At 69.6% G+C, this 26,268-nt stretch carries 29 protein-coding genes; 6 read left to right on the top strand and 23 right to left on the bottom strand.

From position 1 onward, the window contains the following. Window positions 1–73: 73 nt before the first annotated feature. The 5 genes from ACWGIC_RS38015 to ACWGIC_RS37995 all read right to left on the bottom strand — a co-directional run bounded on the left by ACWGIC_RS38015 (window position 74) and on the right by ACWGIC_RS37995 (window position 4,870). Window positions 74–697, bottom strand: a complete 624-nt coding sequence (locus ACWGIC_RS38015) for a response regulator (RefSeq protein WP_452080787.1) — start codon at window positions 695–697, stop codon at window positions 74–76. Continuing rightward, the gene (locus tag ACWGIC_RS38010; RefSeq protein WP_452080786.1) at window positions 694–1,965 is read right to left on the bottom strand and encodes a sensor histidine kinase; all 1,272 of its coding nucleotides are present in this window, start codon (window positions 1,963–1,965) and stop codon (window positions 694–696) included. Before ACWGIC_RS38010 ends, ACWGIC_RS38015 begins: the two co-directional genes overlap by 4 nt. A gap of 3 nt (window positions 1,966–1,968) precedes the next feature. After that, window positions 1,969–2,703 carry an ABC transporter permease gene (locus tag ACWGIC_RS38005; RefSeq protein ID WP_452080785.1) on the bottom strand — a complete coding sequence of 245 codons (735 nt, stop codon included), beginning with the start codon at window positions 2,701–2,703 and terminating at the stop codon, window positions 1,969–1,971. A 10-nt stretch (window positions 2,704–2,713) separates the two neighbouring features. Then, complete coding sequence (locus ACWGIC_RS38000; protein ID WP_452080784.1) at window positions 2,714–3,622, bottom strand: ABC transporter ATP-binding protein; 909 nt, start codon at window positions 3,620–3,622, stop codon at window positions 2,714–2,716. 105 nt (window positions 3,623–3,727) lie between these two features. After that, a complete protein-coding gene (locus tag ACWGIC_RS37995; RefSeq protein WP_452080783.1) occupies window positions 3,728–4,870 on the bottom strand; it encodes a cation diffusion facilitator family transporter in 1,143 nt (380 codons plus the stop codon). Between the two features lie 109 nt (window positions 4,871–4,979). Here ACWGIC_RS37995 and ACWGIC_RS37990 point away from each other — a divergent pair, with 109 nt between their 5' ends. Next, window positions 4,980–5,360: an ArsR/SmtB family transcription factor gene (locus ACWGIC_RS37990; RefSeq protein ID WP_452080782.1), complete on the top strand. Its 381-nt coding sequence runs from the start codon at window positions 4,980–4,982 to the stop codon at window positions 5,358–5,360. A 15-nt stretch (window positions 5,361–5,375) separates the two neighbouring features. On the opposite strand, the gene ACWGIC_RS37985 is transcribed toward ACWGIC_RS37990, so the two are convergent. Next, a complete protein-coding gene (locus ACWGIC_RS37985) occupies window positions 5,376–5,759 on the bottom strand; it encodes a DUF2267 domain-containing protein (protein ID WP_452080781.1) in 384 nt (127 codons plus the stop codon). A 72-nt stretch (window positions 5,760–5,831) separates the two neighbouring features. Here ACWGIC_RS37985 and ACWGIC_RS37980 point away from each other — a divergent pair, with 72 nt between their 5' ends. The 3 genes from ACWGIC_RS37980 to ACWGIC_RS37970 all read left to right on the top strand — a co-directional run bounded on the left by ACWGIC_RS37980 (window position 5,832) and on the right by ACWGIC_RS37970 (window position 6,965). Beyond that, window positions 5,832–6,188 (top strand): hypothetical protein, encoded by a 357-nt coding sequence (locus tag ACWGIC_RS37980; RefSeq protein WP_452080780.1) that lies wholly within the window; start codon window positions 5,832–5,834, stop codon window positions 6,186–6,188. 65 nt (window positions 6,189–6,253) lie between these two features. Continuing rightward, a complete protein-coding gene (locus ACWGIC_RS37975; protein WP_452080779.1) occupies window positions 6,254–6,622 on the top strand; it encodes a hypothetical protein in 369 nt (122 codons plus the stop codon). Window positions 6,623–6,791: 169 nt separating this feature from the next. Continuing rightward, on the top strand, window positions 6,792–6,965 hold the full coding sequence (locus ACWGIC_RS37970; RefSeq protein WP_452080778.1) for a DUF4383 domain-containing protein: 174 nt from the start codon (window positions 6,792–6,794) through the stop codon (window positions 6,963–6,965). Between the two features lie 68 nt (window positions 6,966–7,033). Here the strand turns inward: ACWGIC_RS37970 and ACWGIC_RS37965 are convergent, their stop codons facing one another. The 3 genes from ACWGIC_RS37965 to ACWGIC_RS37955 all read right to left on the bottom strand — a co-directional run bounded on the left by ACWGIC_RS37965 (window position 7,034) and on the right by ACWGIC_RS37955 (window position 10,532). Beyond that, window positions 7,034–8,245 carry a glycosyltransferase gene (locus ACWGIC_RS37965; protein ID WP_452080777.1) on the bottom strand — a complete coding sequence of 404 codons (1,212 nt, stop codon included), beginning with the start codon at window positions 8,243–8,245 and terminating at the stop codon, window positions 7,034–7,036. Next, entirely contained in the window at window positions 8,245–8,379 is a 135-nt protein-coding gene (locus ACWGIC_RS37960; RefSeq protein WP_452080776.1) for a hypothetical protein, read from the bottom strand. The genes ACWGIC_RS37965 and ACWGIC_RS37960 overlap by 1 nt, the downstream gene beginning before the upstream one ends. A gap of 122 nt (window positions 8,380–8,501) precedes the next feature. After that, window positions 8,502–10,532: a CocE/NonD family hydrolase gene (locus tag ACWGIC_RS37955; protein ID WP_452080775.1), complete on the bottom strand. Its 2,031-nt coding sequence runs from the start codon at window positions 10,530–10,532 to the stop codon at window positions 8,502–8,504. Between the two features lie 72 nt (window positions 10,533–10,604). Here ACWGIC_RS37955 and ACWGIC_RS37950 point away from each other — a divergent pair, with 72 nt between their 5' ends. Next, a complete protein-coding gene (locus tag ACWGIC_RS37950; RefSeq protein WP_452080774.1) occupies window positions 10,605–11,495 on the top strand; it encodes an alpha/beta hydrolase fold domain-containing protein in 891 nt (296 codons plus the stop codon). A gap of 8 nt (window positions 11,496–11,503) precedes the next feature. Here the strand turns inward: ACWGIC_RS37950 and ACWGIC_RS37945 are convergent, their stop codons facing one another. The 4 genes from ACWGIC_RS37945 to ACWGIC_RS37930 all read right to left on the bottom strand — a co-directional run bounded on the left by ACWGIC_RS37945 (window position 11,504) and on the right by ACWGIC_RS37930 (window position 14,114). Further along, window positions 11,504–11,734, bottom strand: a complete 231-nt coding sequence (locus ACWGIC_RS37945; protein ID WP_452080773.1) for a DUF2188 domain-containing protein — start codon at window positions 11,732–11,734, stop codon at window positions 11,504–11,506. Window positions 11,735–11,749: 15 nt separating this feature from the next. Next, window positions 11,750–13,021: an ATP-grasp domain-containing protein gene (locus tag ACWGIC_RS37940; protein WP_452080772.1), complete on the bottom strand. Its 1,272-nt coding sequence runs from the start codon at window positions 13,019–13,021 to the stop codon at window positions 11,750–11,752. Window positions 13,022–13,024: 3 nt separating this feature from the next. Next, a complete protein-coding gene (locus ACWGIC_RS37935) occupies window positions 13,025–13,585 on the bottom strand; it encodes a hemerythrin domain-containing protein (RefSeq protein ID WP_452080771.1) in 561 nt (186 codons plus the stop codon). A gap of 70 nt (window positions 13,586–13,655) precedes the next feature. Beyond that, window positions 13,656–14,114: a MarR family winged helix-turn-helix transcriptional regulator gene (locus ACWGIC_RS37930; protein ID WP_452080770.1), complete on the bottom strand. Its 459-nt coding sequence runs from the start codon at window positions 14,112–14,114 to the stop codon at window positions 13,656–13,658. Window positions 14,115–14,201: 87 nt separating this feature from the next. Here ACWGIC_RS37930 and ACWGIC_RS37925 point away from each other — a divergent pair, with 87 nt between their 5' ends. Beyond that, the gene (locus tag ACWGIC_RS37925; RefSeq protein WP_452080769.1) at window positions 14,202–15,059 is read left to right on the top strand and encodes an LLM class flavin-dependent oxidoreductase; all 858 of its coding nucleotides are present in this window, start codon (window positions 14,202–14,204) and stop codon (window positions 15,057–15,059) included. Window positions 15,060–15,107: 48 nt separating this feature from the next. Here ACWGIC_RS37925 and ACWGIC_RS37920 read toward each other — a convergent pair whose 3' ends face one another. The 10 genes from ACWGIC_RS37920 to ACWGIC_RS37875 form a co-directional block, all read right to left on the bottom strand. Then, a complete protein-coding gene (locus ACWGIC_RS37920) occupies window positions 15,108–15,866 on the bottom strand; it encodes a maleate cis-trans isomerase family protein (protein WP_452080768.1) in 759 nt (252 codons plus the stop codon). Then, entirely contained in the window at window positions 15,863–16,909 is a 1,047-nt protein-coding gene (locus ACWGIC_RS37915; RefSeq protein ID WP_452080767.1) for a leucyl aminopeptidase, read from the bottom strand. Before ACWGIC_RS37915 ends, ACWGIC_RS37920 begins: the two co-directional genes overlap by 4 nt. Before the next feature lie 104 nt (window positions 16,910–17,013). Next, entirely contained in the window at window positions 17,014–17,871 is an 858-nt protein-coding gene (locus tag ACWGIC_RS37910; RefSeq protein WP_452080766.1) for an alpha/beta fold hydrolase, read from the bottom strand. An 18-nt stretch (window positions 17,872–17,889) separates the two neighbouring features. Then, the gene (locus ACWGIC_RS37905) at window positions 17,890–18,549 is read right to left on the bottom strand and encodes an isochorismatase family protein (protein WP_452080765.1); all 660 of its coding nucleotides are present in this window, start codon (window positions 18,547–18,549) and stop codon (window positions 17,890–17,892) included. Next, window positions 18,536–19,189, bottom strand: a complete 654-nt coding sequence (locus ACWGIC_RS37900) for an SRPBCC family protein (protein WP_452080764.1) — start codon at window positions 19,187–19,189, stop codon at window positions 18,536–18,538. Before ACWGIC_RS37900 ends, ACWGIC_RS37905 begins: the two co-directional genes overlap by 14 nt. Beyond that, window positions 19,186–19,692, bottom strand: a complete 507-nt coding sequence (locus ACWGIC_RS37895; RefSeq protein ID WP_452080763.1) for a (2Fe-2S)-binding protein — start codon at window positions 19,690–19,692, stop codon at window positions 19,186–19,188. Before ACWGIC_RS37895 ends, ACWGIC_RS37900 begins: the two co-directional genes overlap by 4 nt. Continuing rightward, window positions 19,689–22,079, bottom strand: coding sequence for a xanthine dehydrogenase family protein molybdopterin-binding subunit (locus ACWGIC_RS37890; protein WP_452080762.1), 2,391 nt, complete (start codon window positions 22,077–22,079; stop codon window positions 19,689–19,691). Before ACWGIC_RS37890 ends, ACWGIC_RS37895 begins: the two co-directional genes overlap by 4 nt. Next, complete coding sequence (locus tag ACWGIC_RS37885; protein WP_452080761.1) at window positions 22,076–22,960, bottom strand: FAD binding domain-containing protein; 885 nt, start codon at window positions 22,958–22,960, stop codon at window positions 22,076–22,078. Before ACWGIC_RS37885 ends, ACWGIC_RS37890 begins: the two co-directional genes overlap by 4 nt. Window positions 22,961–22,985: 25 nt before the next feature. Beyond that, on the bottom strand, window positions 22,986–24,380 hold the full coding sequence (locus ACWGIC_RS37880) for an MFS transporter (protein WP_452080760.1): 1,395 nt from the start codon (window positions 24,378–24,380) through the stop codon (window positions 22,986–22,988). A gap of 54 nt (window positions 24,381–24,434) precedes the next feature. After that, the gene (locus ACWGIC_RS37875) at window positions 24,435–25,703 is read right to left on the bottom strand and encodes an FAD-dependent monooxygenase (RefSeq protein ID WP_452080759.1); all 1,269 of its coding nucleotides are present in this window, start codon (window positions 25,701–25,703) and stop codon (window positions 24,435–24,437) included. Window positions 25,704–26,268 lie beyond the last annotated feature (565 nt).

Genomic DNA, 26,268 nt, shown 5'->3' with positions numbered 1-26,268 from the left:
GGGGAACCCTGAGGGAATCTGATTCCCTCAGGGTTCCCCTCACGGACCACGCCTCCCCCACCGAAAACCCGCGCTACAGCGTCAAATACCCCTGCGCGAACGCCGCAGCCACCGCCGCCGCGCGGTCGTTCACCCCGAGTTTCGCGTAGACGTGCAGCAAATGCGTCTTCACCGTCGCCTGGCTGATGAACAACTCCTCCGCCGCCCGACGATTAGTCGCACCCTTCGCGATCAACCGCAAGACCTCCACCTCGCGTTCCGACAACAGACCCGCCGCCGGTTGGCGCAACTGTCCCATCAGCCGGGTCGCGACCGTCGGCGACAGCACCGCCTGTCCCTTCGCCGCGGCCTCCACCGCGCGGAAAAGCTCCTCCCGGGGCGCTTCCTTCAGCAGATACCCGGTGGCCCCGGCTTCGATCGCCGGGAGGACGTCGCTGCCGGTGTCGTACGTCGTCAGCACCAGGATCCGCGCAGTGACACCGCGTTTCGCCAGTTCCTTGATCGCCGTCACGCCGTCCGTCCGCGGCATCCGCAGGTCCATCAGGATCACGTCCGGCCGCAACTGCTCGCCAGCGGTGATCGCGGCGGCTCCGTCGGCGGCCTCGCCGACCACCTCGAACCTCGGGTCGGCGCCGAACATGCCGCGCAGGCCGTCGCGCACCACCGGGTGGTCGTCGACGATCAGCAGCGTGATCATCGCGCACCTCCGGCGGGAATCGCCGGCACCGTCGCCGAAATCGCCGTGCCCCGGCCCGGTTCCGACTCAACCTCCAGCCGTCCGGAGAGACGCTGCACCCGCTGGCGCATCCCGGCCAGTCCGAAGCCGCCGTTCGTGGAACCGTTGGCGCGTTTGGCGTTCGGCTCGAAACCGACGCCGTCGTCGCGGACGTCGAGGGTCACCAGGTCCGGCATGTACGACAGGGTCAGGCCGACCCGGTTCGCCCGCGCGTGCTTCGCGACGTTCGACAGCGCTTCCTGCGCGGTCCGCAGCAACGCCACCTCGACGTCGGTGTCCATCGGCCGGGCGTCGCCGGTCGTGGTGAGCACGGCGTCGATGTCGTTGGCCGCCGACCAATTCCTGGTCACCTCGCCGATCGCCTCCGGGAGCCGGGCTTCGGCGAGCACGGACGGCTCCACCGACTGGACCGTCCGGCGCGCCTCGACCAGGCTTTCCCGGGCCAGGTTCGTCGCGCTCGCCAAGTGGCGGCCCAGTGTCGCCGGTTCGGTCGCGGTCTGTTCGGCTGCCTGCAACTGCGTCAGGATCCCGGCGAGGCCCTGGGCGAGAGTGTCGTGGATTTCCCGCGCCATCCGCTGCCGTTCGTCCAGCACCCCGGCCTCGCGGGCCTGGGCCAGCAATCGCGCGTGCAGCCCGGCGTTCTCGGCCAGCGCCGCCTCCAGTTTGAGGTTCACCTCGTGCACTTCCGCCAATGCCTGCTTCTGCAGTTCGTTCCGCCGGTAGGCCATTTCCACGAAATAGAAAACCGCTCCCGCCAGCGCGGCCGAAAGCACGCCGGCGCCCAGCCACGCCCACCACAGGTTCTCCGCGCCGATCTTGGCGATTCCGCCGAGGAACGCCATCGCCGAGATCAGCGCGGTGGCCGCCGCGCCGGCGTACCGCCAGCGTTCGGTCAGGTATTGAAATGCTTGCGGGTAACCGACGAACGCGAACAGGCCATACCACGGCGCGAGGGCCGCCAGTACCGCCGCCATCGCCAGCAGACCGGCGTAATACCCCGCCATCAGCACGCGCTTCCGATGCCATTGCGGATGAAGCGAGTGAAACCACAGCAGCCAAAGCGCGGCAGCGGCGGAAAATCCCAGCACGACCGGAAGATGCGCTGGCAGCTGTAAGAAAGCGATGCTCACGCTGACCGCGAGAAGACCGTAAGGCAGCACTGTGAAGGTCGCTGTCTGTGCGCGTTCCCAGCGGTCGAACTCTTCGCGCAGGTCGCTTTCGATGCCCACCAGTTACTCCCAGCGGAAGTAGTGCGCGGCCAAGCCCCCTGCCGCGACGAGCCACCCTAGCATGACACCGAGGTGCAGCAGCTGCGGCCAATTCCCGGAAGCCGTGTCCTGCAAGGCTTGTACACCCGCGCCGAGCGGCGTCAGATCGCTGATCGTCAGCAGAACCTGGTTCATACTGGCGCGCGGCACCCAGAGACCGGCGAAGAACACGAGCGGGAAGAACACCAGGGAACCGACCGCGCTGGCGCTCTTGGCGGACGGTGCGAGCGCCGCGACCAGCAGCCCGATCGCGAACAACGCCAATGCCAGCAGCGCGAAGCTGAGCACGTACGCAGGCAGTTGCCGAGGCAGGGCGACGTCGAACGCCAGCCGTCCGGTCAAGAGGATGACCAGCGTCGACGCCGCCGACAGCACCACAGCCATCAGCAGTTGCGCGCCGAGCATGACTGTCGGTTTCACCGGCGTGAGCCGCATCCGCCGCAGCACGCCCTTCTCTCGGTAGGACGCGAACAGCTGTGACAGACCGCTGAGCGAGAACAGCGAAACCCCCATCGCGACCACGATCGGCAAGTACCGGCTGATCATCCGGATTCCGTCCGGGCCGGGTTCGCGCAGAGCCGGGATCAGCCCGAGAACACCGAACAGGACCGGCGAGAACGCGAGCGCGAAAAACACCACGATCGGCTCGCGGAAGAACAGTTTCGTTTCGGTGGCGGCGAGCCGGAACAAAGCAGGCACCGGGGTCTCCTCAGTCTTCGATGCAGCGGCCGGTGAGCGCGACGAACGCGTCGTCCAGCGTGGTCTGGTCCACTCGCAGGTCCGTGACGGCGATCTGACGGCGGGCAAGCGCCGAGGTCACCGCGAGCAGCAGGTCCCCGGTCCCGGTGACGACGATCTGGCTGCCCGCCCGCTCGACGGCGGCGACCTCCGGCAGCCCGGTCAGCACCGCGTCGTCCAGCGGCCCGGACGTGCGGAACCGGATCCGCTGCCGGTCGTCGGCGCGCGACACCAGCCCGGCCGGGGTGTCGACCGCGACGACCCGGCCCGCGTCGATGACCGCGAGCCGGTCGCAGAGCCGCTCTGCCTCCTCCATGAAGTGCGTGACCAGCAGAATCGTCACGCCCCGCGCGCGGATGCGCTCGACCAGGCCCCAGACGTCGCGGCGGGCCTGCGGGTCGAGTCCGGTGGTGAGTTCGTCGAGCACCGCGACCTTCGGGTTCCCGAGCAGCGCGAGCGCGATCGACAGCCGCTGTTTCTGGCCGCCGGACAACCGGCGGAACTGGGTGCCGAGCTTGGTTTCGAGAGTGAGGATCCCGGCCAGCTCCCGCCAATCGGCCGGATCGCGGTAGAACGAGCTGTACAGCCGGAGCGCCTCGCCGACCTCGAGTTTGTCCGGCAGTTCGCTTTCCTGGAGCTGCCCGCCGAGCACCTGGCGCAGCTCGCCACCGTCGCGGCGGGGATCGAGACCGCAGACGCGGATCTCCCCGCCGTCCGGCCTGCACAACCCCTCGACGCATTCGACCGTTGTGGTCTTGCCGGCCCCGTTCGGGCCGAGAATGCCGAAAATCTCGCCCGGCTCGACGGCGAAGCTGACGCCGTCGACCACGGCTTGCCCGCCGTACCGCTTGACGAGGCTGTCCACCTCGATGATTGCCATGCCTTCACCGTGCCGGGCGGCACCGGTGCGGCGAATCGGCTGCGCGGCCAGAGTTTCCGGGCAGCCCGGGCGGAGCGGCGGATCAACCGATCGGTCGATGCGCGATCAACCGAGGTGCACGGTCTCCGCCCCGATCGCCGGTTCCACGTGCACTGCCGCCGCGGCCAGCCGGGGCACCGCGGCGATCAGTTCGTGTTCCAGGCTGTGCGCCAGTTCGTGCGCTTGCTCGACGGTGAGAGTATTGCCGACCTGAATGGCGAGTTCGGCGCGCAGGCTGTGGCCGATCCAGCGCATCCGGACCTCCCGGACACCCTCCACTCCGGACACCGCCGCTGCTGTTCGCTCGGCCAGTTCGACGGTCGCCGGGTCGACGGCGTCCATCAGCCGCCGGAAGACTTCCTTCGCCGCGTCGCGCAGGACGAAAAGGATCGCGACGGTGATCAGCAGGCCGATCACCGGGTCGGCCGCCGGGAAACCCAGCGCCACGCCGACCGCGCCCAGCACCACCGCGAGCGAGGTGAACCCGTCGGTGCGAGCGTGCAGGCCGTCCGCGACCAAGGCGGCCGAGCCGATCTCCTTGCCGACAGTGATCCGGTACCGGGCGACGAGTTCGTTTCCGGCGAACCCGACCGCTCCCGCCGCGGCGAGCACCCAGAGCTGCTGCACGGGATGCGGGTGCAGCAGCCGGTCGATCGCCTCGTAGGCGGCCAGCGCGGCCGAACCGGCGATGATCAGCACCACGACGACTCCGGCCAGGTCCTCGGCGCGGCCGAGGCCGTAGGTGTAGCGGCGGGTCGCGGCGCGGCGGCCCAGGGCGAAGGCGATGCCGAGGGGCAGGGCGGTGAGGGCGTCGGCGAAGTTGTGGATGGTGTCGCCCAGAAGGGCTACCGAGCCGGTGACGGCTACCAGGGCCAGCTGCACGACGGCGGTGCCGAACAGGACGGCGAACGACCAGATCAGCGCCCGGATGCCGCGACGGCTGGTTTCCAGGGCGGCGTCGAGGCGATCGGCGCTGTCGTGGCTGTGCGGGGTGAGGAGGTGTTTGATCCGGTGCCGCCAGGTCGTCGGTTCGGCGTGCCCGTGTCCGTGGCCGTGGCCATGCGCGTGACCGTGCGCGTGGCCGTGGCCAGAGCCGGGGTTGCTCTGCTCGTGGTCGCCGCCCTCCCCAGCACCGCGGCCGGAACCCTGCCCTCGCGCAGGACCACGCCCGTGCTCCGGCTGCGGACGGTCGCGGCGCGGCTGTGCCATCAGGAACTCCCGGGGTGCTCGAGGCCTCTCGCGACCGGACGGACCGGTCGGCTGCCAGCATACCTGCGCAGATGCGCAGATAGTCGAGAAGGAACGGTAGCATCGGGGCATGCACTCCTCCCTGCCGGACTTCGACATGCCCTCCGACGAGCAGGTCCACCTGGCCGCGGAAAGCTTCCGCCTGCTGTCGGACCCGACGCGGATCAAGGTGCTGTGGGCGCTCCTGCAGGGCGAATCGTCGGTGGCCTGCCTCGCCGAACTGGCCGGGGCCGCGCCGACCGCGGTCAGCCAGCATCTGGCCAAGCTCCGGCTCGCGGGTCTCGTCAAGGGCCGCCGCGAGGGCACGTTCGTGTACTACTCCGCCGCCGACGAGCACGTCCGCGGGCTCCTGGCCCAGGCGCTGCACCACGCCGACCACGTGGACCGCGACATCCCGGGCGGGCCCGGCGGCCACTCGCAGCCGCACCGGCCCCGGATGCGGAACGCCTGAGGCGCCCGCGAGGCGTCAGGCGACCCGCGGCCGGTCCGCCTCCACCAGGCGCCGCAACGGTTCCGGCAGCACGTTCCAGACCTCGTCCGCCACGTGCACTGTCTCCCGGCTCAGCACGTCCAGCACCACGCCGGCGCGGTGCACCGCCTCCGGGTCCGTCAGCTCTCCCCGCTCCGCGATCCGCCCGACGAACTCCGCCAGCTCGAAGCCTTCCCCGGCGACGCCGCCCGGGCGCAGGTCTTCGGCCAGCTCGGCCGGCAGCTGGGCGGCCAGGCTCGCCGCCGCCTCCGGGGAAATCCTCTCCGCCAACGTCCGCAGCACCGCGTGCGCGACGCGTTCGGCGTCGCTGGTCTCGGCGAGGCAGGCCCGCCTGCGGATCAGTTCGACGATCTCGTTCATCGTTCCCGGATACCCGGCACGGACGAACGCAACCGTCCGGTTAGCCGCCCCACCACCGGGTACCACCGGGTCATGGACCATTCAGCGACGTCTCCCGCACCGGCCGAGCAAGCGCAGACCGCGCTGCGCCGGCTCCGTCGCGAAGCCGGTGCCGGCGGCTACGAATCCCCTGCGGACCTCTACCGGACGCTCGGCTTGCTGAGCCTCCTCGCCGACGATCTGTCCGAAGTGCTCCCCGACCTGTGCGGTCAGCTCGAGGACGCCTTGCTCGCCGGGCACGTACGGCATCTTTCCGCCGGCGCGCAGGAGGCCTGCGACGCGGTGGCCTCGGCGGCGCAGAGCATCTCGGTCGCCCGCTTCACCGCGCTCCTGGTCGGCCAGGAAATCCAGAAGGCGCAGGCCGCGATCCGCGATCTCGCCGTCGCCTGACGCCGTTTTGCGCCGTTCCCGGCGGGTACCCGGCGAGAAAAGCGCCGCACGGAGAAGGGAGCACGATGCCCGACCTCGATCCGGCCGAGCCCGAAACGCTCGACCAGTCCGAATCGCTCGACGAGGACGAGCTGCGAGTCGATCCGCTGGAGAACGGAGTCGAACCTCCCGAGCGCTGGAGCCCGGCGGTCCAGCAGGCCACGACCCCCGCCGAGGCACGCGAAGGCGAGCCCCTCGGACGTCGCCTCGCCGAGGAACGGCCGGACGTCCAGCCTGTGCCGAATCCCCCGGACGACGAAACGCTCGCCCGCGCGGAGGCGGCCCGGGCCGCCGCTCCGGACGAGGATCTCCCTCAGCGCCGCGCCGACCCGGATCCGGGCGAGCAGGCGGACGAAGCCGGGGGTTCCGTCGCGAAGTCGCTCCGCGAGGAGTAATCCGGAACCTGTTGCGCGCCAGCGGAAACAGCCGCGGCCGTGCCGGAAAGGAGCACCCGTGCCGTCGGTCGCCATCCGATCCTGGGCCCGTCCGGCTGTCCACACCGCACTGGGCCTGCTCGGTCTTTTGGCCGCACGCAAGCTTTCCGGTGCCGTCGCGTACTGCTGAGTGCTCTTCGTGGCGTTCACCGGGTTGACCGCGTACGGGATTCTGGCCACGGCGTTCAGCACCGCACGGGACGACCCGGTGAACCTCAACTGGGCGGACAACTGGCTGCACGGGCTGACCGCGCTCGTCGCCTTGGCCGTCGCGCTCAGCGGCAGCCGCGAAGCCCGGGCTTAACGGTCCCGGGCAGAGCATTGCCGGGCCGGATCAGCACACCGCAACCCGGCCCGGCTCCCTCGCCACCGTCACCGCGCCGCGGCCAACCCCAGCTCTTCCACCGGCATGGCCTGCTCGTACGCCCGTACCGTCTCCGCCGCGATCCGGTCCCACGAGTACCGCGCCCGCACCCGCTCCCGCCCCGCGGTCCCGAGCGCCTCCAGCTCCGCGGGCTCGTCCAGCAAACCCCGCAGCCGAGCCGCCAGCCGGACCGGATCCCCCGGCGGAGCCAAGCGTCCGGTGATCCCGTCCACCACCGTGTCGGTCAAGCCGCCGACCGCCGCGGCCACGACCGGAACCCCGCAGGCCATCGCTTCCAGCGGCACGATCCCGGACGGCTCGTACCAAGGAGTGCACAGCACTGCGTCCGCCGAACGCAGCAAGGCTGGTATCTCAGCACGCCTCACCTGACCCGCCAGCTGCACCCGATCCGCCACCCCCAGCCGGTCCGCGAGCCTCCGCAGCCGCCGCGCCTCCGGATCCTCGTCGAGCGCACCGGACACCGGACCGCCCGCGATCACCAGCTCGGTCTCCGGCACCCTCGGCAATGCTGCGATAGCCAGGTCGAATCCCTTGCGCGGCACCAGCTTCCCGACCGAAACCAGCCGCTTCGGCGCGGTCCGCTGAGCCACCGGGCCGCCCGGCCCGAACCGGTCGAGGTCGACCCCGCACGGCACCACCGAGATCCGCTGCCGCGGCACCCCCTGGCGGGCGAGTTCGAACACCTCGTCCGAGCAGGTCGCGACGATCCGGCCGACCTGCTTGCCGACCATCCGCTCCAGTCGCGTCCGGTCCGGCGCGCTCGTGCCGTCGTCCCCTTGGTGCCGCCGCTCCACCGCGCCGAGCCCGTGAAAGGTCTGCACTGCCGGGATCCCGGCCTCGCGCGCGGCAAGGACCGTCGCGACGCCGGACGTCCAGTAGTGCGCGTGCGCCACGTCCGGCGGTTCCTCCGTCCACCGGTCGCGCAGCCAGCTGCCGAATTCGCCCAGATGCGGCACAAGCTCGTCCTTCGGCAGCCGCCGCGCCGGGCCAGCCGGAACGTGGACGACGCGATAACCCGCCGAGGCCTCCGCCGAGGCCGGCGCGTCCGGGTCGGCGCGGCGCGTGTAGACCGTCACCTCGTGGCCAGCGCGAACGAGTGCCGCGGACAGGTCGGCCACGTGCACGTTCTGGCCGCCCGCGCCCTCCTCTCCCAGTGCGGCGAGCGGGCTGGCGTGTCCGGACACCATCGCGATCCTCATCAGGCTCCTTCCGCAACAGGAACGGCTTCGGTCAGCAAGCGGTCCCAGTGCGCCAGGAACGCGTCAGTACCGGTCACTCGGGCTCGGCGGCGCGGTACGTCGAGCGCCGCCGCGTGCCGGGGCAGGATCCGCATAGGACTGGCTTAACCGCGCGGATTCGACGTTAAACCCCGCCGCGCAGGGGGTATACCGATCAGCTTTCGCTGTTCGCCCCCAGGAACCGAGCACGGCCGGACAGCTCGCGCAGAGCAAGCCGTCACAGCAGGTCGCGCGGCACCGTCCGATGCCAGTTCCGCGACACCAGCCGCCGATCGCCCTCGTAACCGTCCAGCCGGGCGTCGATCACGAATTCCGTCGGCGTGCAGCTCACCCGCGTGTACGTCTCCGTCCGCACCTGCCAGTCGTCCCGTTCGAAAGTCACGGTCCACGAGGTCTCCGCGGCCGGGGAACAGAAGTCGTCGGCGATCCAGGTGTAGCGCTCGTGCACGTCGCGGGTGATTTCCAGGCCGATGTCGTCGTAGCGGATCGTGCCGGAGTTCTTCACGACGTCCAGTGCCGAGCGGTACTCGACGAGGTCCCGCGACACCGTCCACTCCTGTTCCGGCTGGCTCACCTGCGTGGTCGGCAGCGGCGGCGTCCCCTCCGGCTCGCCGAACGCGTCTTCGGGCACCTCGTCCGGTTCGCCGGTCGGCCGCACCGGCAGCGTCAGCGCGCTCGCACCGGTCCGCACGGTCAGCGTGACCGGCTCCGGCGGCGGCCAGGCGAGCGGCCAGTACGAAGTGGACAGTGCCAGCCGGATCCGGTGCCCGGCCGGAAACGCTTGCGCCACCCCGTTCAGCTCGAATTCCACAGTGCACTCCTCGCCCGGGGCAAGCGGTTTCGGGTCCTCGTGGCCGTCGCGGTGGGTGAGGTTCAGCAGGCCGTAAGTCACCCGCGTCGCCCGGCCGTCCGGGGCGACATCCGAAAGCCGCGCGGCCACCATCGCCACCGGCCGATCCGCCGAAACCCGCAGCCGCACCTTTGGCGCACCAAGGATTTCGCACCGCTCGGTGAGCACGTCCGTGTCGAACACAAGCGACCCGCCGTCCTCCTCGCGCTGGTCGTACGGCAGGTCGGGCGGCGCGCTGTAGGACGCCCATTTCCCGGCGAACTGCCCGACCGACAACGGAGAAGCGACGCTCAGCTGTTCCTCGTCCACCGGCTCGCCGGGCTTCGCGAGCCGGTGCGGGGCAAGGGCACGCACTGCCGGCTGGACATGCGGCGAAGGCCATTCCGCCTCCCCGACCCAGCGGCCGGGACGGTCCTCATAGGACGTCGACGGCGGCACGCTCTCCTGCATCCACGTGCGCAGGACCGGGCTGTCCAGCACGCCGTTGTCGACGTCCTTCAGCCAGTGGTCCCACCAGCGCACGACCTCCCGCAGGTAGCCGATCGCCGGACCGGGCTCGCCGAGGTGCGGGTACTTGTGCGACCACGGGCCGATCAGCCCGCGGCACGGCACGTCAAGGTGCGACAGGAGCCGGGTGACCGCGTTGGAGTATCCGTCGGCCCAGCCGCTGGACGCGAGCACCGGGCATTGCACCCCGGAGTAGTCCTCGGAGACCGAGGCGTGCCGCCAATAGCTGTCCCGGCGCTGATGCCGCAGCCACTGCTCTGCCCACAGGCTGCAGTTTTCCAGCCGCTCCCGCCACATGTCGCGCCAGCGATCGCCCACCAGCGCCGGGTCGGGCGGCATCGTCGCCTCGCCGAACATGGTGCCGGACTCGGCGATGTTGTCCGACAGCAGGCAGCCGCCCATGTAGTGCATGTCGTCGGCGAACCGGTCGTCGGTGAACGAGGAAATGACGATCGCGCCCAGGCTCGGCGGTTTCCGCGCCGCGACCTGCAGCGCGGCGAACCCGCCCCAGGAAAGGCCCATCATGCCGGTGCGCCCGGTGCACCACGGCTGCTCGGCGAGCCAGGCCAGCACGTCCTCGGCGTCCTGTTGCTCCTGTTCCAGGTACTCGTCCGCGAGCACGCCTTCCGATTCTCCGGTGCCGCGCAGGTCGACGCGCACGCAGGCGTAGCCGTGCCCGGCCAGATAGGGATGGTGGATCGAGTCGCGGACGGAGGTCAGGTCTCGCTTGCGGTACGGGATGTACTCGACGATTCCCGGCACGGGCAGCGATTCCGATCCGGCGGGACGCCAGATCCGCGCCGCCAGCCGGGTGCCGTCCGAAACCGGGATCCGGACGTCTTCGTCCTCCATGATCTCGTACGGCAGCGAAGGAAGAGCGCGCGTGATCATGCCCGCCGGGTACCCGGCGCGGCGGGTGCGAAACAGTGTTGCCCGCAGCGGGAAAATGGGTACCCGTCGCGGATGATCAGCATGAAAGCCCAGCTGTATCAGGCGTATCTGCGCGTGACGAGGCAGAAGGCGTTCTATGACGACGCACACGTGCTGCACCGGCGCCTGCACCGCCATCAACGGCCTTCGCAAGCCCGGCCGCCGCGCGCACTGCGCAAACACTTCAAGCTAGAGCACCGTGAAGTGCACGGGTTCGCGTGCTGGACCGTGCGCCCGCGAGGCGAAGCCGGACTGCACGTGTTCCACCTGCACGGCGGCGGCTACGTCGAAGAAATCGAATCGCATCACTGGGAATTCGCCGCTGATCTCGTGCGTCGGCTCGGCTGCACGGTCACGCTGCCGATCTATCCGCTCGTCCCCCGGCACAGCAACGCCGAAACGCTTCCCATGGTGCAAGCCGCGTTCGAGCAGACGCTGGGTGCCGAGCCAGCGGAAAACACCGTCCTGTCCGGAGATTCCGCAGGTGCCGCGCTCGCGCTGTCAGTCGCGCAGCGGCTCCGGGACGAGGGCAAGCCGCAGCCGAAACAGACCGTGCTGCTGTCGCCGTGGCTGGACGTGACGCTGGAAGACCCGATTTCCGTGGTACTGGACGAACACGACCCGATGCTCGGCATCACCGGCCTGCGCGAGGCGGGCAAGATGTACGCCGAGGGCACCGATCCGCACGACCCGCGGATCAGCCCGCTGTACGCGGACCTGACCGGGCTCGGCCCGTTCAGCCTGTTCATCGGCACCCGAGACGTCCTTCTCCCCGACGCCCGCCGCTTCGCCGCCCGCGCCCGCGAGGCCGGGATCGACGTCGATTACGCCGAATACCCCGGCATGTTCCACAACTGGATCATGCAGCAGATCCCCGAAGGCCGCCAGGCCCGCAACCACCTCGAACGCATTCTGCGCCGCTGATTCCGGCGTCACTCCGGCGGCAGCGACACGCCGCGACGACTCCTCCGGTAGTCGTCGCGGCGAGCCACTGCCCCGTCCTCAGTGCGGACAATGTGGACAGACCGTCGAGCTTTGGCCATGTGCCGTCCCGTTTTCACCGCTTCCTCGCGGGATTTCGCTGTGTTCGCCGCCCGCTGACGCCCCTCGATGCGGTTCTTCCACAGGTGGTCCTCATACAGCGTCTCGACGTCGCCCTCCACCTTTTGTCCTCCCCGTCAGTCCTCGAACTCGAAGCGCAGCCGTTCACTGCACTGCCGGTACTTCGCCTCAAGCTCGTCCTCGGTGTCCGCACCGATGATCAGCTCCGCCAGCTCGAACGAATAGCTGTCCTGTTCCGGCAGCTCCGACAGCCGCTGGCCTTCCTCCGGCGTGATCGAGATCGTCGTGCCGCCGAGTTCCTTGCACAGCGCGGTGATCTCGGCTTCGGTCGGGATCCGCGTCACCACCGCGTCGCCGTCGAAGCGGCGCAGATAGGAGCGGCCGGCGATGCGGTACTCCCCGCGGCCGCGCGGGAAACGCGGTTCCTGGCCGAGTCCCAGCCGGAGCATGATTTCGTGGTTGGCCACGCCGTCGACCAGCTCGAACAATTCCGCGTGCGACTGCGAATGCCGCGGGTTGATCTCCAGCAGGCACACCTGCCCGGACTGCAGATCGCAGAAGAACTCGATGCTGAACGTGCCGTTTTCGAAACCGACCTGGCGCATCACGCGCTCGGCGATGTCGGACATCCGCCGGACCGTCTCGTCCGGCAGCTGCGAGGGGTACTGATGCCGCAAAAACGAAGAACGGCCGGGGAAATCGACCGAATCCAGCGCGGCGTAGACGTGCACCTGACCCTTCCAGACGTACCCCTCGACCGCCGCCTGCACGCCGTGCAGTTCAGCCTCGGCCAGGCACGCGGCCCCGCCGACCTCGGCGATCTCGCGCGGCAGCTCGACCTGGCACAACACGTCCTCGAACGGGTCACCGACCCGTCCGACGCCCTCCCGCAGTTCCTCCACGGCGTCCGCGAAGCCCTGCTTGTCCCGCACGTGAAACGCCAGTTCCGACGAGAAGCCCTTGACCGGCTTCAGCCACATCGGGAAGTCCACCCCCGGCGGCGGCTGCGGATCGCCGTCCAGGTCGACGATGCCGAACGGCGGCAGCTCGTCGATCACCTTCCGCTGTTCGAGCCTGCTCCAGTACTTGTGCTCGCATTTGAGCACCGCGGGCAGCGGCACGTGCGGAAGGCCGTATTCCTCGCACAGCAGCGGGGCCATGGTGGCGGCCGGAAAGTCCCAATAGGTCACGATCGCGGCCGGTTCGCCGTCGAAATCGTCCAGCTGCTGGCGGGCTTTCTTCAGCAGGTCGGGGAAATCGATCTCGCCGTGCTGCAGTTCGTCCGGGCTGAGCAGCGGCCGGAACCGCAGCCCTGCCGCGGACGGGAGTCTTTTCAGGATGCGCTCGTTCTTGTCGTCGAGGCCGAGCACAAACACGTCGTCTGTCATCGTTCAGCTCTTCCGTCCGGTCAGCGCGTCGCGGATCTTGTCGACGAAGGCCGCGCCCGGCGCGAGAATCAGGTTGGCGGGCGGCTTGCTCGGCGCGTGCGGATGCGGCCTGGTCGGCGCGATCTTCTTCGCTGCCAGGATCCGCTCGCCCAGCCGGTCCAGCTCCTCGGCCGAACAGGCGTCCCGCAGCCGCGGCAGCAGGTCGTTCTCCTCGTCCTTGATGTGGTGGCGGACGTCGGCGATGAGCTCGCCGAGCAGTTCCTCGAACTCCGGGTCGCCGGGCTGCTTGCGCTCCAGCCGCTTCATCAGCTTCTCGGCCTCGGCGTGCTCCTCGATCTCGTGGTCGGCGATCTTGTCGCCGTCGTCGAGATGCTTGCGGGCGGCCGGGTACATGAGCTGTTCCTCCACGACCGAATGCCGGACCAGCTCGGCGATCACGTGGTCGACCACGTCTTTCCGGTTGCCCGCGGCGGGTTCGCTCTCGAGTTCGGCGAACACCCGCTCCACGTCGCGGTGGTCGTCGGTGATCACGGTGACGAGATCGGTTCGGGTGGGTGCGGCCATGCTGCCTCCTCGGGTGTCGGGAAACCTCCGGTTACCCGTTGCGCGGCAGGGCAATCACCCGAACCCGGAACTACCCCGCTTCCGACCGCGCCCGGTCGTCCGCGACCACCACCCGCCGCAGCAGGGAAATCAGCGTCTCGCGCTCCTTCGCGGACAGCTCCGCAAGAAGCACGTCCTGCGAACGCCGAGCCTCCGCCTTCAACTCCCCCGCGAGCGCCTTGCCCGCCTCAGTGAGCGCGACCCGCTGCCGGCGCCGGTCCTCCGGGTCCCGTTCCCGCCCGACCAGCTCGCGGCGCTCCAGCTCGTCCAGATAGCCCACCAGATGGCTCCGGTTGAGACCCAGCCGGTCGGCGAGCGCGTGCTGGGCCAGCGGCCCGAAGTCGGAAAGCCCGGCCAGCACGGCGAAGTGCGGCAGCCGGAGGCCGTGCGTCTCCAGTGCGCCGGCCAGTTCCCGGCGCCCGATCCGCGCGACGTGCCCGGCCAGGTACGAGGGCAGCGCGAGCAGGGTCGGCGGGCGCAGTTCGTCCATGCCGGGATCCTACCCGCTGGACACCAGTCGTTCCATCGGGTAATCATGTCGTCATGACACGATTTCTCGGCACCGGCCGGACGGCTCATGCCTGACTACGGCCACGACCTCCAGTTCGGCGTCATCCTCCTGCCCGAAACCGCCGATCCCGGCTCGGTGGCCAAGCTCGCCGAAGCCGCCGACACGGCCGGGCTCGACCTGCTCAGCGTCCCCGACCACCCGTACCGTCCGGATCTTCTCGACGCGTGGACAGTCCTGAGCGTCGTGGCGGCGCGCACCGGCCGGTTGCGCGTGTTCCCTAACGTCGCCAACCTGCCGCTGCGCCCGCCCGCGGTGCTCGCCCGCTCGGCGGCGAGCCTCGACCTGCTCAGCAGCGGCCGCGCCGAACTCGCCCTCGGGGCCGGCGCGTACTGGGACGACATCGCCGCCCAGGGCGGTCCGCGGTACACCCCCGGCGAAGCCTTCGACGCGCTCACGGAAGCGATCCGGGTCATCCGTGCACTGTGGACACCTGGGCCGCCCGCCCACGTGTCCGGCGCCCATCACCGGCTCACCGGCACTCCGCCCGGCCCGTTCCCCGCGCACCGAATGGAGATCTGGCTCGGCGCTCTCGGCCCCCGGATGCTGCGCCTGATCGGCCGCACCGCGGACGGCTGGCTGCCGAGCATGACCCGGATCCCACCGGACCGCCTGCCCGCCGCGAACGCGCTCATCGACGAGGCCGCCCGCAACGCAGGCCGCTCCCCCGGCGAAATCCGGCGGCTGTACAACCTGCCGGGGATTCCGTCGAGCAGCACCGCCGAATGGGCCGGTCAGCTCGCCGAACTCGCGCTCGCGCACGGGATGAGCACGTTCCTCCTGTCCGTGGACTCCACCGACGCCGTCCGGTTGTTCGCGCGGGAGATCGCGCCGCGGGTCCGCGAACTGGTGGCCGCCCGCCGTTAGCCGACGCGGCGAACCCCGAGGACCGGCTCTGTCCTCGGGGTGCCGCAGTTAGGCAGCTACCTTGCCGCTCAGCAAATGCCCCGCCCCCGGCACCTCCGGCCGCACGCCCAGCTCGCGCAGAATCCGGAACGTCGTAGCCGTGGCAGCCGACAGCACCGGAATCCCCACCGCGTCCTGGACCGGCTGGATCGACGGCAGCGACGGCATCTGCACGCACGCCGACAGCACCAGCGCGTCCGCCCGCGAAAGGTCCAGTTTCCGGTAGTGCGCAAGAAGATCCGCCGGGTCCAGCCGCGCCACCGCCAGGTTGTCCGGCACCTCCAGCGAAAGCGAATCGACCACCTCGACGCCCGCGTCCTCCAGGTACTCGATCACCGCCTGGGTCAACGGCTTCAGATACGGCGTCACGATCGCGACCCGCTTCGCCTCCAGCGCGGCGATCCCGGACAGCAGCGCGCCCGCCGAGGAAACCACCGGCGCGTCCGAGCCTTCCGCGCGTAACGCCGACGTGATCGAATCCTCGGCGGTGCAGTGATAACCCGGCCCCTGCGCCATGATCGCGACCAGGCAAGCAGTCGCCACGACGCCGGGCCGCGCGTCGGCCAGTTCGGTGGCCGCGCGTTCCGCCTGGGCGTTCATCGCGCGCAACTGCTCCGGCGTCACGTGCTGCATCCGCGCGCGGGCGGAGTGGAAGACGAACCGGTCCTCCGGGTACAGCTCCTCGCGGGCGCGCAGCATCCGCGGCAGCTCGGTTTCCATGGTCAGGTTGGAACTCGGGACGATCATCCCGATGTGGTGGTCGGTCATCGCTTCGCCGCCGGGCGCATTTCCTTCACGGTCAGCTCGCCCGCGTCGACGATCAGCTCGTCGTCGAGGTAGAGGCTGTTGCCGCGCATCGGGATGTCGAAGTGGCACGCCGTGTCGTTCGGGCCGCCGAGTTCGTTGTTCGGGCCGATGGAGAACATCACGTTGCCGTAGAAGCTGCGCAGTTCCATGCCCATGCCGCCGGGGAACTGCGTCAGGCCGTGCCAGTGCGCCCGCTCGTCGAGGCCCCAGCCGACGTGCGACATGCCGTAGCCGCGCGGGTCGTGGAACGATTCGATGTAGCTGCGCAGCAGGTCGGCGTCGAGGCCGGACGAGCCCGCACCGCCGCGGATGTCCTGGATGAAGCCCTTTTCGATGGTCAGCTCGACCGGCGTCTGCACGTAGGTGTTGAACGGCAGCAGCACGTCGCCGGGCGCGAGCACGATCTTGCCGTCCACGCCGTCGTCGGAACCGCCGGTGAAGACGAACGCCGCGGGCCAGTGGTCCCAGCGGCCGGGCTGGTCGGTGTAGCCGTACTCGCTCATCGTCGGGTACACGCCCAGCTGGTAGGTCACGTCCGTCCCGTGCGGACTGGTGATCCGCATGGTCTTGGCCTTCGCCAGCAGTTCCGCACCGATCTCGACGCGCTCGCGCAGCTCCTTCGTCGGCATCAGCCGGGCCAGCAGCTCGGGCGGTTCGACGGCGGTCAGGATCCGGGTGCCGGCGGCCTGGATCGCGAATTGCTCCTCACTGAACAGCAGGAACGTGCAGTCCACGACCATGTCCGCAGCCTTCAGCGCCTCCACCGCGAGCGGCAGCTGGTCAAGGCCGGACTGCCCGACCGCCCACGCGCCGGACGCGCTCGCCGGCGACGGCAGCCGCATGTGATAGGTCGCCGCACCGAGCTGCTGGGCGGCCCAGAGGAAGGCGTCGGCGTACTCCGCGCGTTCGGCGCCGCGCGTCAGCACGACGACCGTCTCCCCCTCGTGCACGCCGGAAAAAGTCAGCTGGCGCAAGCAGATGTCGTTGAACAGGTTCTGGTCCATGGCGACCTCCTTTATTGTCCGAATACGGATTATCCGAGTACGCGTCATTTCGCCGAGGTCCGTGAAGGACTCCTTGAGGGAATCTGATTCCCTCAAGGAGTCCTTCACGGCACGCCGGGTGAGGGGGTGGCGAGCAGGTATTTCAGCGCCGAACGCAGCGCCTGCAGGGCGGGCCGCGGTTCGTCCCAGAAGATCATGTGCCCGGCGCCCTCCACCGCCGCCAGCGGATGCACCGATTTCTTCAGCACCGCGACGTCCGCCGAGGTCACCACCGGGCTCTCCGCGCCGTATAGCAGCACTGCGGGGCCAGGCAGGTTTTCCCACAACGGAAGGAATTCCTCGGACTCGAAGCCCGCGTGCGTCGCCGCGATGGCGGCACGGGAGCACGACGCGAGCCAGCGAGCGCGCAGTTCCTGTTCCCGGCGCGGCCAGCGCGGCCACGAGGCGGCGACCTCGTCCGCGCTGGTCCCCCGCTGCGCTTGGTCCAATTGGGACTCGAAGGCCGCCAGCGAGGTCGGGTACGGCCTCCCGGGACCGCTCATCGGCGGGTCCGCCAGGATCGTGCCCCGAGCGGACAGCGCGGCTTTGGCCGCGATCCGCGCGCCCATCGAGTGGCCGAACAGCAGCGGCGCGGACAGGTTCAACTGCTCGATGACTGCTTCGACGTCGGCGGCGTAAGCGTCGAGGTCGTAGCTCGGTCCGTCGTCGGACAAGCCGCGGCCTCGGATGTCGAGCACCAGCGGGCGGACCAGGTCGGTCAGCTCGCGGGCGACGAAGTCCATGGTGATCGCCGGGCTGGTGATCCCGGGCAGCACCACGAGCGGGACGCCGTCGGCCGGGCCGTAGTCGAGCACGTGCAGCCGCAGGTCGCCGGAGCGCACCCAGACGCTCGAGGCGGGCGCGTCGGCCAGGTCGGCCAGCGCCGGCTGGGTCAGCACCCGGCTCTCGGCAGGGGAAGTCACGCGGGAACTCCTTCCGGTTCAGCGGGCCTTGGCGAGCAGTTCGACACCCTCGCCCAGACCGACCACATCGGCGTATTTGGCTTGCAGGTCAAAGAGAGCGGCGTCGTGCGGTCCGCGCGCCCGGTCGCCGCAGGCGTCCCGGACGACGAGGGTGTTGAAACCGGACTGCACGGAATCGACCGCCGTGGCGCGCACACAGCCCGAAGTCGTCGCGCCGCAGACCAGCACGGTGTCCGCTCCCAGACCGGCGAGCAGCGCGGCCAGGCTCGTTCCGTGGAACGCGGAAGCGCCTTTCTTGACGATCAGGTGGTCGCTGTCGCGCTGTTCCAGCCTCGGATCGAGTGCGACTTCGGCGCTTCCGTCGCGGAGGCCGCGCATGCCGGGAGCCTTGCGCAGCCACGCGATCGCGTCGCCGTCCGCCTCCGCGGGGGTGTAGCTGATCGCGGTGTAGACGACCGGGGCACCGCTTTCGTGCGCGGCGCGAACGAGCGCGTCAGCGGCTTGGACTTCGGCGGAAAGGTCTGCGCCAGAAGGGAATTCCGGTTCGGTGAAGCCGCGGGTCAGGTCGACCACGACCAGGACCGGCGCGGTTCCCCTGGGCACCGCGGCACCGAAACCGGCGCGAGCGTAGGTCTGGTCGGTTTCGCTGCCGTGCACTCCGGCATCAGGCGCGTTCACGCAGCAGCTCCTTGATCAGTTTCTGCTGCGACCGGACCCGGCCGAGCAGCCAGCCCTGGAACAGCCCGAGCGCGCCCGCCGCGACGAGCGGGAGGTAGCGCTTCGCGTTGGGCGGGAGCAGCATCGCCAAACCGTCGAGCGAATCCGAGGCGGGCGCGGGGGTGGTCGCCGCCACGGCCGGAGCCGGTGCGGTGCCGCCGTTTTCCAGCAGCGCGCCGAGATTCTGCGCGAACTGCTGCAGGATCCGGTTCGACACCGTGCTGATCGCGCCCTTGCCGAATTGCGCGATCTTGCCCCGCACCACAAGATCCGTGTGCAGGTTCAGCGAAGATCCCTTCGGGCCGGGGGTCAGGGTCAGCGTGACGTCCGCTTCGGCGTCGCCGTTGCCGTGACTGTCCGCGCCCCGGGCCGACAGCCGCAGCCGCCGCTCGCCCTCGGCGATCTCGGTGAACCGGACCTTTCCCGCGTAGGCGGCGCTGACCGGGCCGACCTTGAATTTGACCTTGCCGAGGTAGGACTCGCCGTCCCGGCCCTCCAGCACCGCGCCGGGCAGGCAGCCCGCGACCCGCTCGACATCGTTGAGCAGCGCGAACACCGTGTCCGGATCGCCGGGGAGGTCAAGGGTGTTCTCGAGAATCATCGGACGGCGTCCTCTTTCCTGCCGGTTCCCGCGCACCGCTCGGCGGCGGTCGCTTCAATCGCGTCCACAATGGTCTGATATCCGGTGCAGCGGCACAGATTCGACGACACCGCTTCCCGGATCTCCTCGCGCGTCGGCGACGGCTCCTGCGCGAGGAATCCTTCAGCAAGCATCAGAAACCCGGGCGTGCAGAAGCCGCACTGCAGCCCGTGGTGTTCCGAAAACGCCTGCTGCAGATCGTTCGGTTCCTCCGGGGTGCCGAGGTCTTCGACGGTCCGGATCGCGCAGCCTTCCGCCTGCACGGCGTACATCAGGCAGGCGCGCACCGGTTCGCCGTCGACCAGGATCGTGCACGCCCCGCACACGCCGTGCTCGCAGCCGGCGTGCGTGCCAGTGAGCCCGACGTTGTGCCGGAGCACGTCGAGCAGGGTCCACCGGGGTTCGACGAGCAGTTCGTGCTCCTGCCCGTTCACGCTCAGGACGATCAGCTGTTTGTCGGTCATGCGCCGGTACCCGCTTTCTCCCGGTCGGCCGCGCTCAGCGCGGCGAGGACGGCCTCGGGGTGGATCGGGGTCTGCTCCAGCTGGACCCCGGTGTGCCAGAGAAGGTCGTTGACCGCGTTCAGCACCGCGGCGGGCGCGCCGATCGTGCCGCCCTCCCCCGCGCCCTTCGCGCCGCTTTCGGTGAAAGCGCACGGGGTTTCGAGGTGGTCGACGGTGATGTCGGGGATCTCCGCGGCGGTCGGGACGAGGTAGTCGATGAAGCTCGCCGCCGACGGTTCGCCGTTCTCGGCGTAGGTGACCTCCTCGAACAGCGCGCCGGCGATGCCCTGCGCAATGCCGCCGCGCGCCTGGCCGTCGACCACCTTCGGGTTGATCACCACGCCGCAGTCCTCGACGCAGGCGTAGCGGAGGATTTTCACCTGGCCGGTGCCCGGGTCGGCCTCGACCACGACCGCGTGGGTCGCGTTGGAGAACGTGCCGTCGCCGGGGACGTCGAACGCCGCGGTGGCGGTGAGCGTCGGCTCGGCTTCCTTGGGCAGCAGGTGGCTGCGCAGGTACGCGACGTCGGCGATCTCCTCGAACGAAAGCCGACGGCTGGGGTCGTCGAGCTGGATCACTCCCCCGTCGCCGTCGAGCCCGACGTTCTCGGCGCGGGTGTCCAGCAAGTGCGCCGCGATGAGGCAGAGCTGTTCGCCCAGCCGGGTCGCCGCGGTCGCCACGGCGGAGCCGCCGATGGTGACCGAACGCGACGCGAAAGTGCCCCAGCCGTAGGAAATCCGCTCGGTGTCGCCTTGGCGCAGCTTGACCTTGGCGAGGTCGACGCCGAGCCGTTCGGCGACGATCTGCGCGAACGTCGTCTCGTGGGACTGCCCGTGGTTGATCGTGCCGCTGGTGACCACGACCGAACCGGTGAGGTCCATCCGGATCTCGCTCACGTCGAACCCGGGGACGACGGTCATCTTCCGCTTCGCGAACGCCTCGGAGCCGTAGCCGGTGCGCTCGGAAAAGCAGCTGTACCCGATGCCGATGTGCGGGTTCTTCTCGCGCAGGGCATACCAGCCCTCGTCGCGTAGTATCTTTTCGCCCAGCTCCAGGGATTCCAGGTAGCTGCCGGGGTCGTAAGTCACCTTGTTGATGCCCGTGTACGGGAACTCGGTGATCACGTTGCGGCGGCGGATCTCCACCGGGTCGAGGCCGAGGCGGCGCGCGGCCAGGTCCATGATCCGCTCCATCACCATGACGTACTGCGGACGGCTGACCCCGCGGTACGGCGCGGTCGGCGCTTTGTTGCTCGTGATCGCCCTCGCCCGCACGCGATAGGCCGGAACCTTGTACACCGACGGCATTTCCGCCGCCGCCATCAGCGGTTCGATGCCGACGGTGAACGGATAGCACGAGTACGCGCCCATGTCGCACACGATGTCGGACTCCAGCGCGGTCAGCTCGCCGTCCGCGGTGAAGGCGGCCCGGGTGCGATACCGCTGCTCGCGCGCGAGGAAGCCGGACGCGAGGGCTTCGCTGCGGTCCTCGATCCACTTCACCGGACGCCGCAACAGTTTCGCTGCCGCCGCGACGGCGATTTCCTCCCGCCCCACCACGCATTTCTGCCCGAAGCCACCGCCCATGTCCGGGACCACCACCCGCACCGAACGCTCCGGGATCCGCAGCGAGCGCGCCAGCACGGTGCGCACCTGATGCGGCACCTGGCTGCAGGTCTGGACGAGAAGCTGCTCGTCGCGGTCGTCCCAGGACGCCACCGCGCCGCGCGTCTCCAGCGGCAACGCGTTTTGCCGTCCGCTGCGGGTGACGAGTTCGATCACGCACCCGTCCTCGAAGGCCTCGTCCACGCCCGGGGTGTCGAACGAAGTCACGTCGAGCAGCACGTTGCTCGGCGCGTCCTCATGCACCAACGGCGCGTCGTCGGCGAGTGCGGTCTCTTCGGACACGACCGCGTCGAGGACCTCGTAACTCACCTGCGCGGCCTCGATGCCGTCCTCGACCGCGTACGGATCCTTGGCGATCACCAATGCGATCGGCTCGCCGACGAACCTCGCCTTGCCGCGCGCGAGGATCGGCATGGTGGTCGGCGTGAATTCCTCCGGCGGACGGTCCAGCAGCGCGACCATGTCGCCGAGCTGGAGGTCTTCCGCCGAGTACGCGGCGACGACGCCGTCCACCTCGCGGGCCGCGCTGAGGTCGAGTCCGGTGATCTTGCCGTGTGCGACGGTCGCGCGCACGAACCCGGCGTGCAGCATGCCGTGCAGGTGGATGTCGTCCACGAACCGGCCGCGGCCGGTGACCAGCCGCGGGTCCTCGCGGCGGCGCACGGACGCGCCGATCCACTTGCCGCCCCGGCCGTCGAACCGAGGTTCTTCGGATGCCTTCACCGGTCTCCCCTCTCCCACGCCTGGCTCAAACTTCGCGCCACCAACGTCCTCGTCAGCGCTCGCCGATAGTCCGCACTGCCTTGTGCGTCGCTGCGCGGATCGATCGCCTCCGCCGCCGCCTGGCCGCAGGCGGTGAACAACTCCGGCCCCGGCACACCGTTCGCCAGCACTTCCTCGGCCTCCGGAATCCGCAACGGAGCGGGCGCGACGCCGCCGAGCACCACCCGGCCGCCGTCCAGCGTCCCGTCCGCGCGAGGTTCGAGCGTCACCGCCGCCGCGACCGTCGCGAAATCCCCGGCACGCCGGGAAAACTCGGTCAACGCGGCCTTCGGCGCCGCCCGGGTGAACCGGACCTCGGTGACGACCTCGTCGGCCTCCACCGCCGTGGCGTAGAAGCCGTAGAACATCTCCCCCGCTGGGATCTCACGGCGGCCGGTTGGACCTTCAGCGACGATCACCGCGTCCAGCAGCAGCGCGAGCATGCACCATTCAGCGGTCGCGTCCCCGTGCACGAGGCTGCCGCCGACCGTGCCGCGGGACCGGATCGGCAGGTGCCCGACGTACCGCATCGCCTCCGCCAGCACCGCGAATCCCGGGCCAAGCTCGTGCGTCCCGAGTTCGACCTGGCGGTGTGTCGTCATCGCACCGATGCGGAGCGCCGAACCGGTCTGCTCGATGCCGGTCGTCCCCGGCAGTTCCCGCAGCCGTCCGAGGTCGACCAGGTCGCTCGGGCGGGCCAGGCGGAAGCTCATCATCGGCATCAGGCTCTGCCCGCCCGCGATCGCTTTCGGCTCCCGGCCCCGCGCGGCGAGGTCGGAAAGCAGGCCGACAGCGTCGGCGACATCGTGCGCCCGGTGGTAGGCGAACGCGGCGGGCTTCATGAAACTCCCTTTCTGCTGGGGCGGATCAGACTGCGTCCACTTCGGACTGGTGCGGTGCCGGTGCGGGGTCGTCGTCGATCCGGTCCAGCTCGCGGCCCCGGGTTTCCGGCGCGCAGAAGACCATGAACACCACGGCCCCGACGACGAGCAGGCCGAGCAGCGTGAACGTCAGCGGCAGCCCCAGCACCGGCCACAGCACGCTGCCGAACAGCAACGGCGCGAACCCGGTGACCGCCCGGCTGGACGACGACGCCCAGCCGAAGCCCGACGCGCGCAGCTCCGTCGGGTACAGCTCGGACACGAAGGCGTACATCACCGGAATGACCACCAGCGAGAACAGCCCGAACGCGCCGATCGCCACCACCGAGGCCCCGGCCGAACCGAGCACCAGCGAGAAAATCACCAGCGTGACCGCGGCGAGCGGCCCGGCCGCGGCGATGACCCGCTTGCGGCCGATGCGGTCCACCAGCAGCACCGCCACCACGACGCCGACGATACCGAGCGCGTTCATCAAAGTAGTCGAAGCGAACGCGGCGATTTCCCCGAAACCCTGCGCCTTGAGGATCGACGGCATCCAGCTCAGCGCCGCGTAGTACACCAGCATCACGGTGATGAACAACGCCCAGGCGACCCCGGTGACCTTCGGGTTGTACGCCCACACCCGACGCAACTGATCGACCGCCGCGAACACCCCGCCGCCGCGCTTGTCCTCCTGAATCGCAGGCGGAATCCGGTACTGCTCCTTCGGCGCGCCCGTACGTTCGACGAGATCGTCGATAACCAACCGTGCTTCCGCCTCGCGCCCCTTGCGCACCAAGTACAACGGCGATTCTGGTACCCCGCGGCGCGCCCAGAACAACAGCACCGCGGGCAGGATCATCAGCACCAGCATCCACCGCCAGTTCCCGGAAACCGGAACCAGCAGCGTCGCCGACGCCCCCGCCAGCGTCGTGCCGACCGGCCACCAGCCGTCCATCGCGGACAGCACTCGCCCGCGTTGCTTGCGCGGCGAAAACTCGCTGACAATGGCGTAATCCACCGGAATGCACCCGCCGAGCCCGACTCCGGCGAGGAACCGCAGCAGCAGAAACACCTCGATATTCGGCGACAGCGCCGCGAACACCGAGAAAAACGCGAACAGCAGCAACGTGATGCTGAACGCCCGCTTGCGCCCGATCCGGTCCGCGACCGTCCCCCAGGCGACCGCCCCCACCGCCATGCCGATCAGGTTGGCCGTAGCGACAAACCCCCGCTGCGTGGCCGACAGCCCGAATTCCGTGCCCACCAAGGGGGTGAGGAATCCGTTCAGCGCCACGTCCCAGGCGTCGAACATGTAGCCGAGCCCGCCGATGAGGAAGATCTTGCCCTGGACGCGCCAGCGCCACGGCAAGTCTTGGACCACCTGGTCTCCGGTACGCATAGCTTTGCTCCTTTGCGAAGTCTGCGTGGGCCGTTTCGTGCTTTCGGGCTGGTGCTATCGGGCGAACTGGTAGTGAATCGATTCGTTGTCCGGGTCGTTGAGCGGAGTGCCGTTCCACAGCCAGTCGTAGGACACATCGGACTCGCCGTCGAAGCTTCGCAGCTTCTCGTCGCGCTCGCGCTGCGCCGGACCGTCCGGCAGGTGGTAGAAACTCATGTTCCGCAAGGACGCGTCCTGGACCATCCCCGCGTGCTTGGCGCGCCGGTGCACATACCGGGTCAACGCGGTGTCGATCCCCTCGCGGGTAGCCTGGCCCAGTTCCTCCGCGAGAACCGCCCCGTCCTCCATCGCCTGCGACGCACCCTGCGCCTGGTACGGAAGCATTGCGTGACAAGCATCCCCGAGCAACGCGACGCGCCCGTCCACCCACACCGGATCGCGGCGCCGCCGGTACATCGCCCAGACCGAAACGTCGTCCTTGGCCTTGGACAACATCGTCGGCACGCGATCGTCCCAATCGGAGTACTCGGCCGCAAGCTGCTCCGCGCTGGCCGGCGCGCTCCAGTTCTTCTCGACGTCCTCCGTGCACGGCACAATCGCCACCACGTTGAGATATTCGCCGCCGCGGATCATGTAGTGCACGAGATGCTTGTCCGGCCCGTACCAAATCGTAGAATGATAACGGTCCACCAGGAACCGGGTTGCCGGATCCGCCGCGATCGAGTCGCCCGGAATCAACGCCCGGTACGCCATCTCCCCCGAGAACGCGAGCGTGTCGTCGAACCCCGCGAGATCCCGCACCGCGGACCGGATCCCGTCCGCCCCAACGACAACGTCGCCCTCAAACCTGCGCCCGTCCTCGGTGACAACCGCAGGCCGCTCCGGATTCCCGCGATCAAGATCGACCACCTTCGCCCCAGTAGCCACCTTCACGACCGGCCCCGCCCCGTCCGGGTCAATGCACGCCCGCAGCAACACGGAATGCAAATCCGCCCGGTGATAATGCCAATACGGTGCCCCGTACTGCTCGACAACCCGCTGCCCGAGCGGCAACTGCGCGATAATGCTGCCGTCAGCCCACCTGCGCCGAACCTGATCCTGCGGCTCGCAGCGGACTTTCTGCAACTCCGCACGCAACCCCAGCCCGATAAGGATCCGGCTCGCGTTCGGCGCGGTCTGAATCCCCGCCCCGATCTCCCCCAGCTGCGGCGCCGCCTCGACCACCGTGACCCGCAACCCGCGCTGCCGCAACGACAAGGCAGCACAAAGCCCGCCCAACCCGCCCCCCGCGACCACTACCTCGAAAGACTGACTCGCCGCCACCCGCTGACCTCCTACCGCTAGCCGCCTCCGGCCGACCCTCACCCGGACGCGGTTAATCCGAACACGGATTATCCGAACACGCAATAGTCGGCCGGGAATTTCGTGGCAGCCGGGGTGTTTCGGACGCACTGGGTGCCGGGATGGTCACCGAGCGGGGCACGACAGGTCATGGACCGCTCCGTTGGCGGACACTGCAGGCCAGCCCAGGCGAATGCCTCGTCTCCCGCCGCTTGACACCCCAACGGCGCTTGGCCGACACCGCTAAGACGCTCCCCGCCCGACCGGCACGGCGAGGCCGACGCTGCGGGACCACCCCAGTGAGACCAGCACGGCAGGACCGGCCAGACACGATGGCACTGATCAGCATCCCCGCACGACACCGATGCTCGCCGCAAGAACCACCGCACCGAACCGCCCCGCAAGATGCCAAGACCTCACAGACCAGCGCCCCCTCAGCGAGACGGTCCGTGAAGGACCCCTTCACAGCCCCAGATTCCACAGGGTTCCCCTCACGACCTTCGACGGTCCGTGAAGGGCTCCTTGAGGGAATCTGATTCCCTCAAGG

This window comes from Amycolatopsis sp. NPDC054798, from assembly GCF_053611505.1.
The sequence above is the reverse complement of the archived record's forward strand: the minus strand, read 5'-3'. Positions and strand labels throughout refer to the sequence as shown.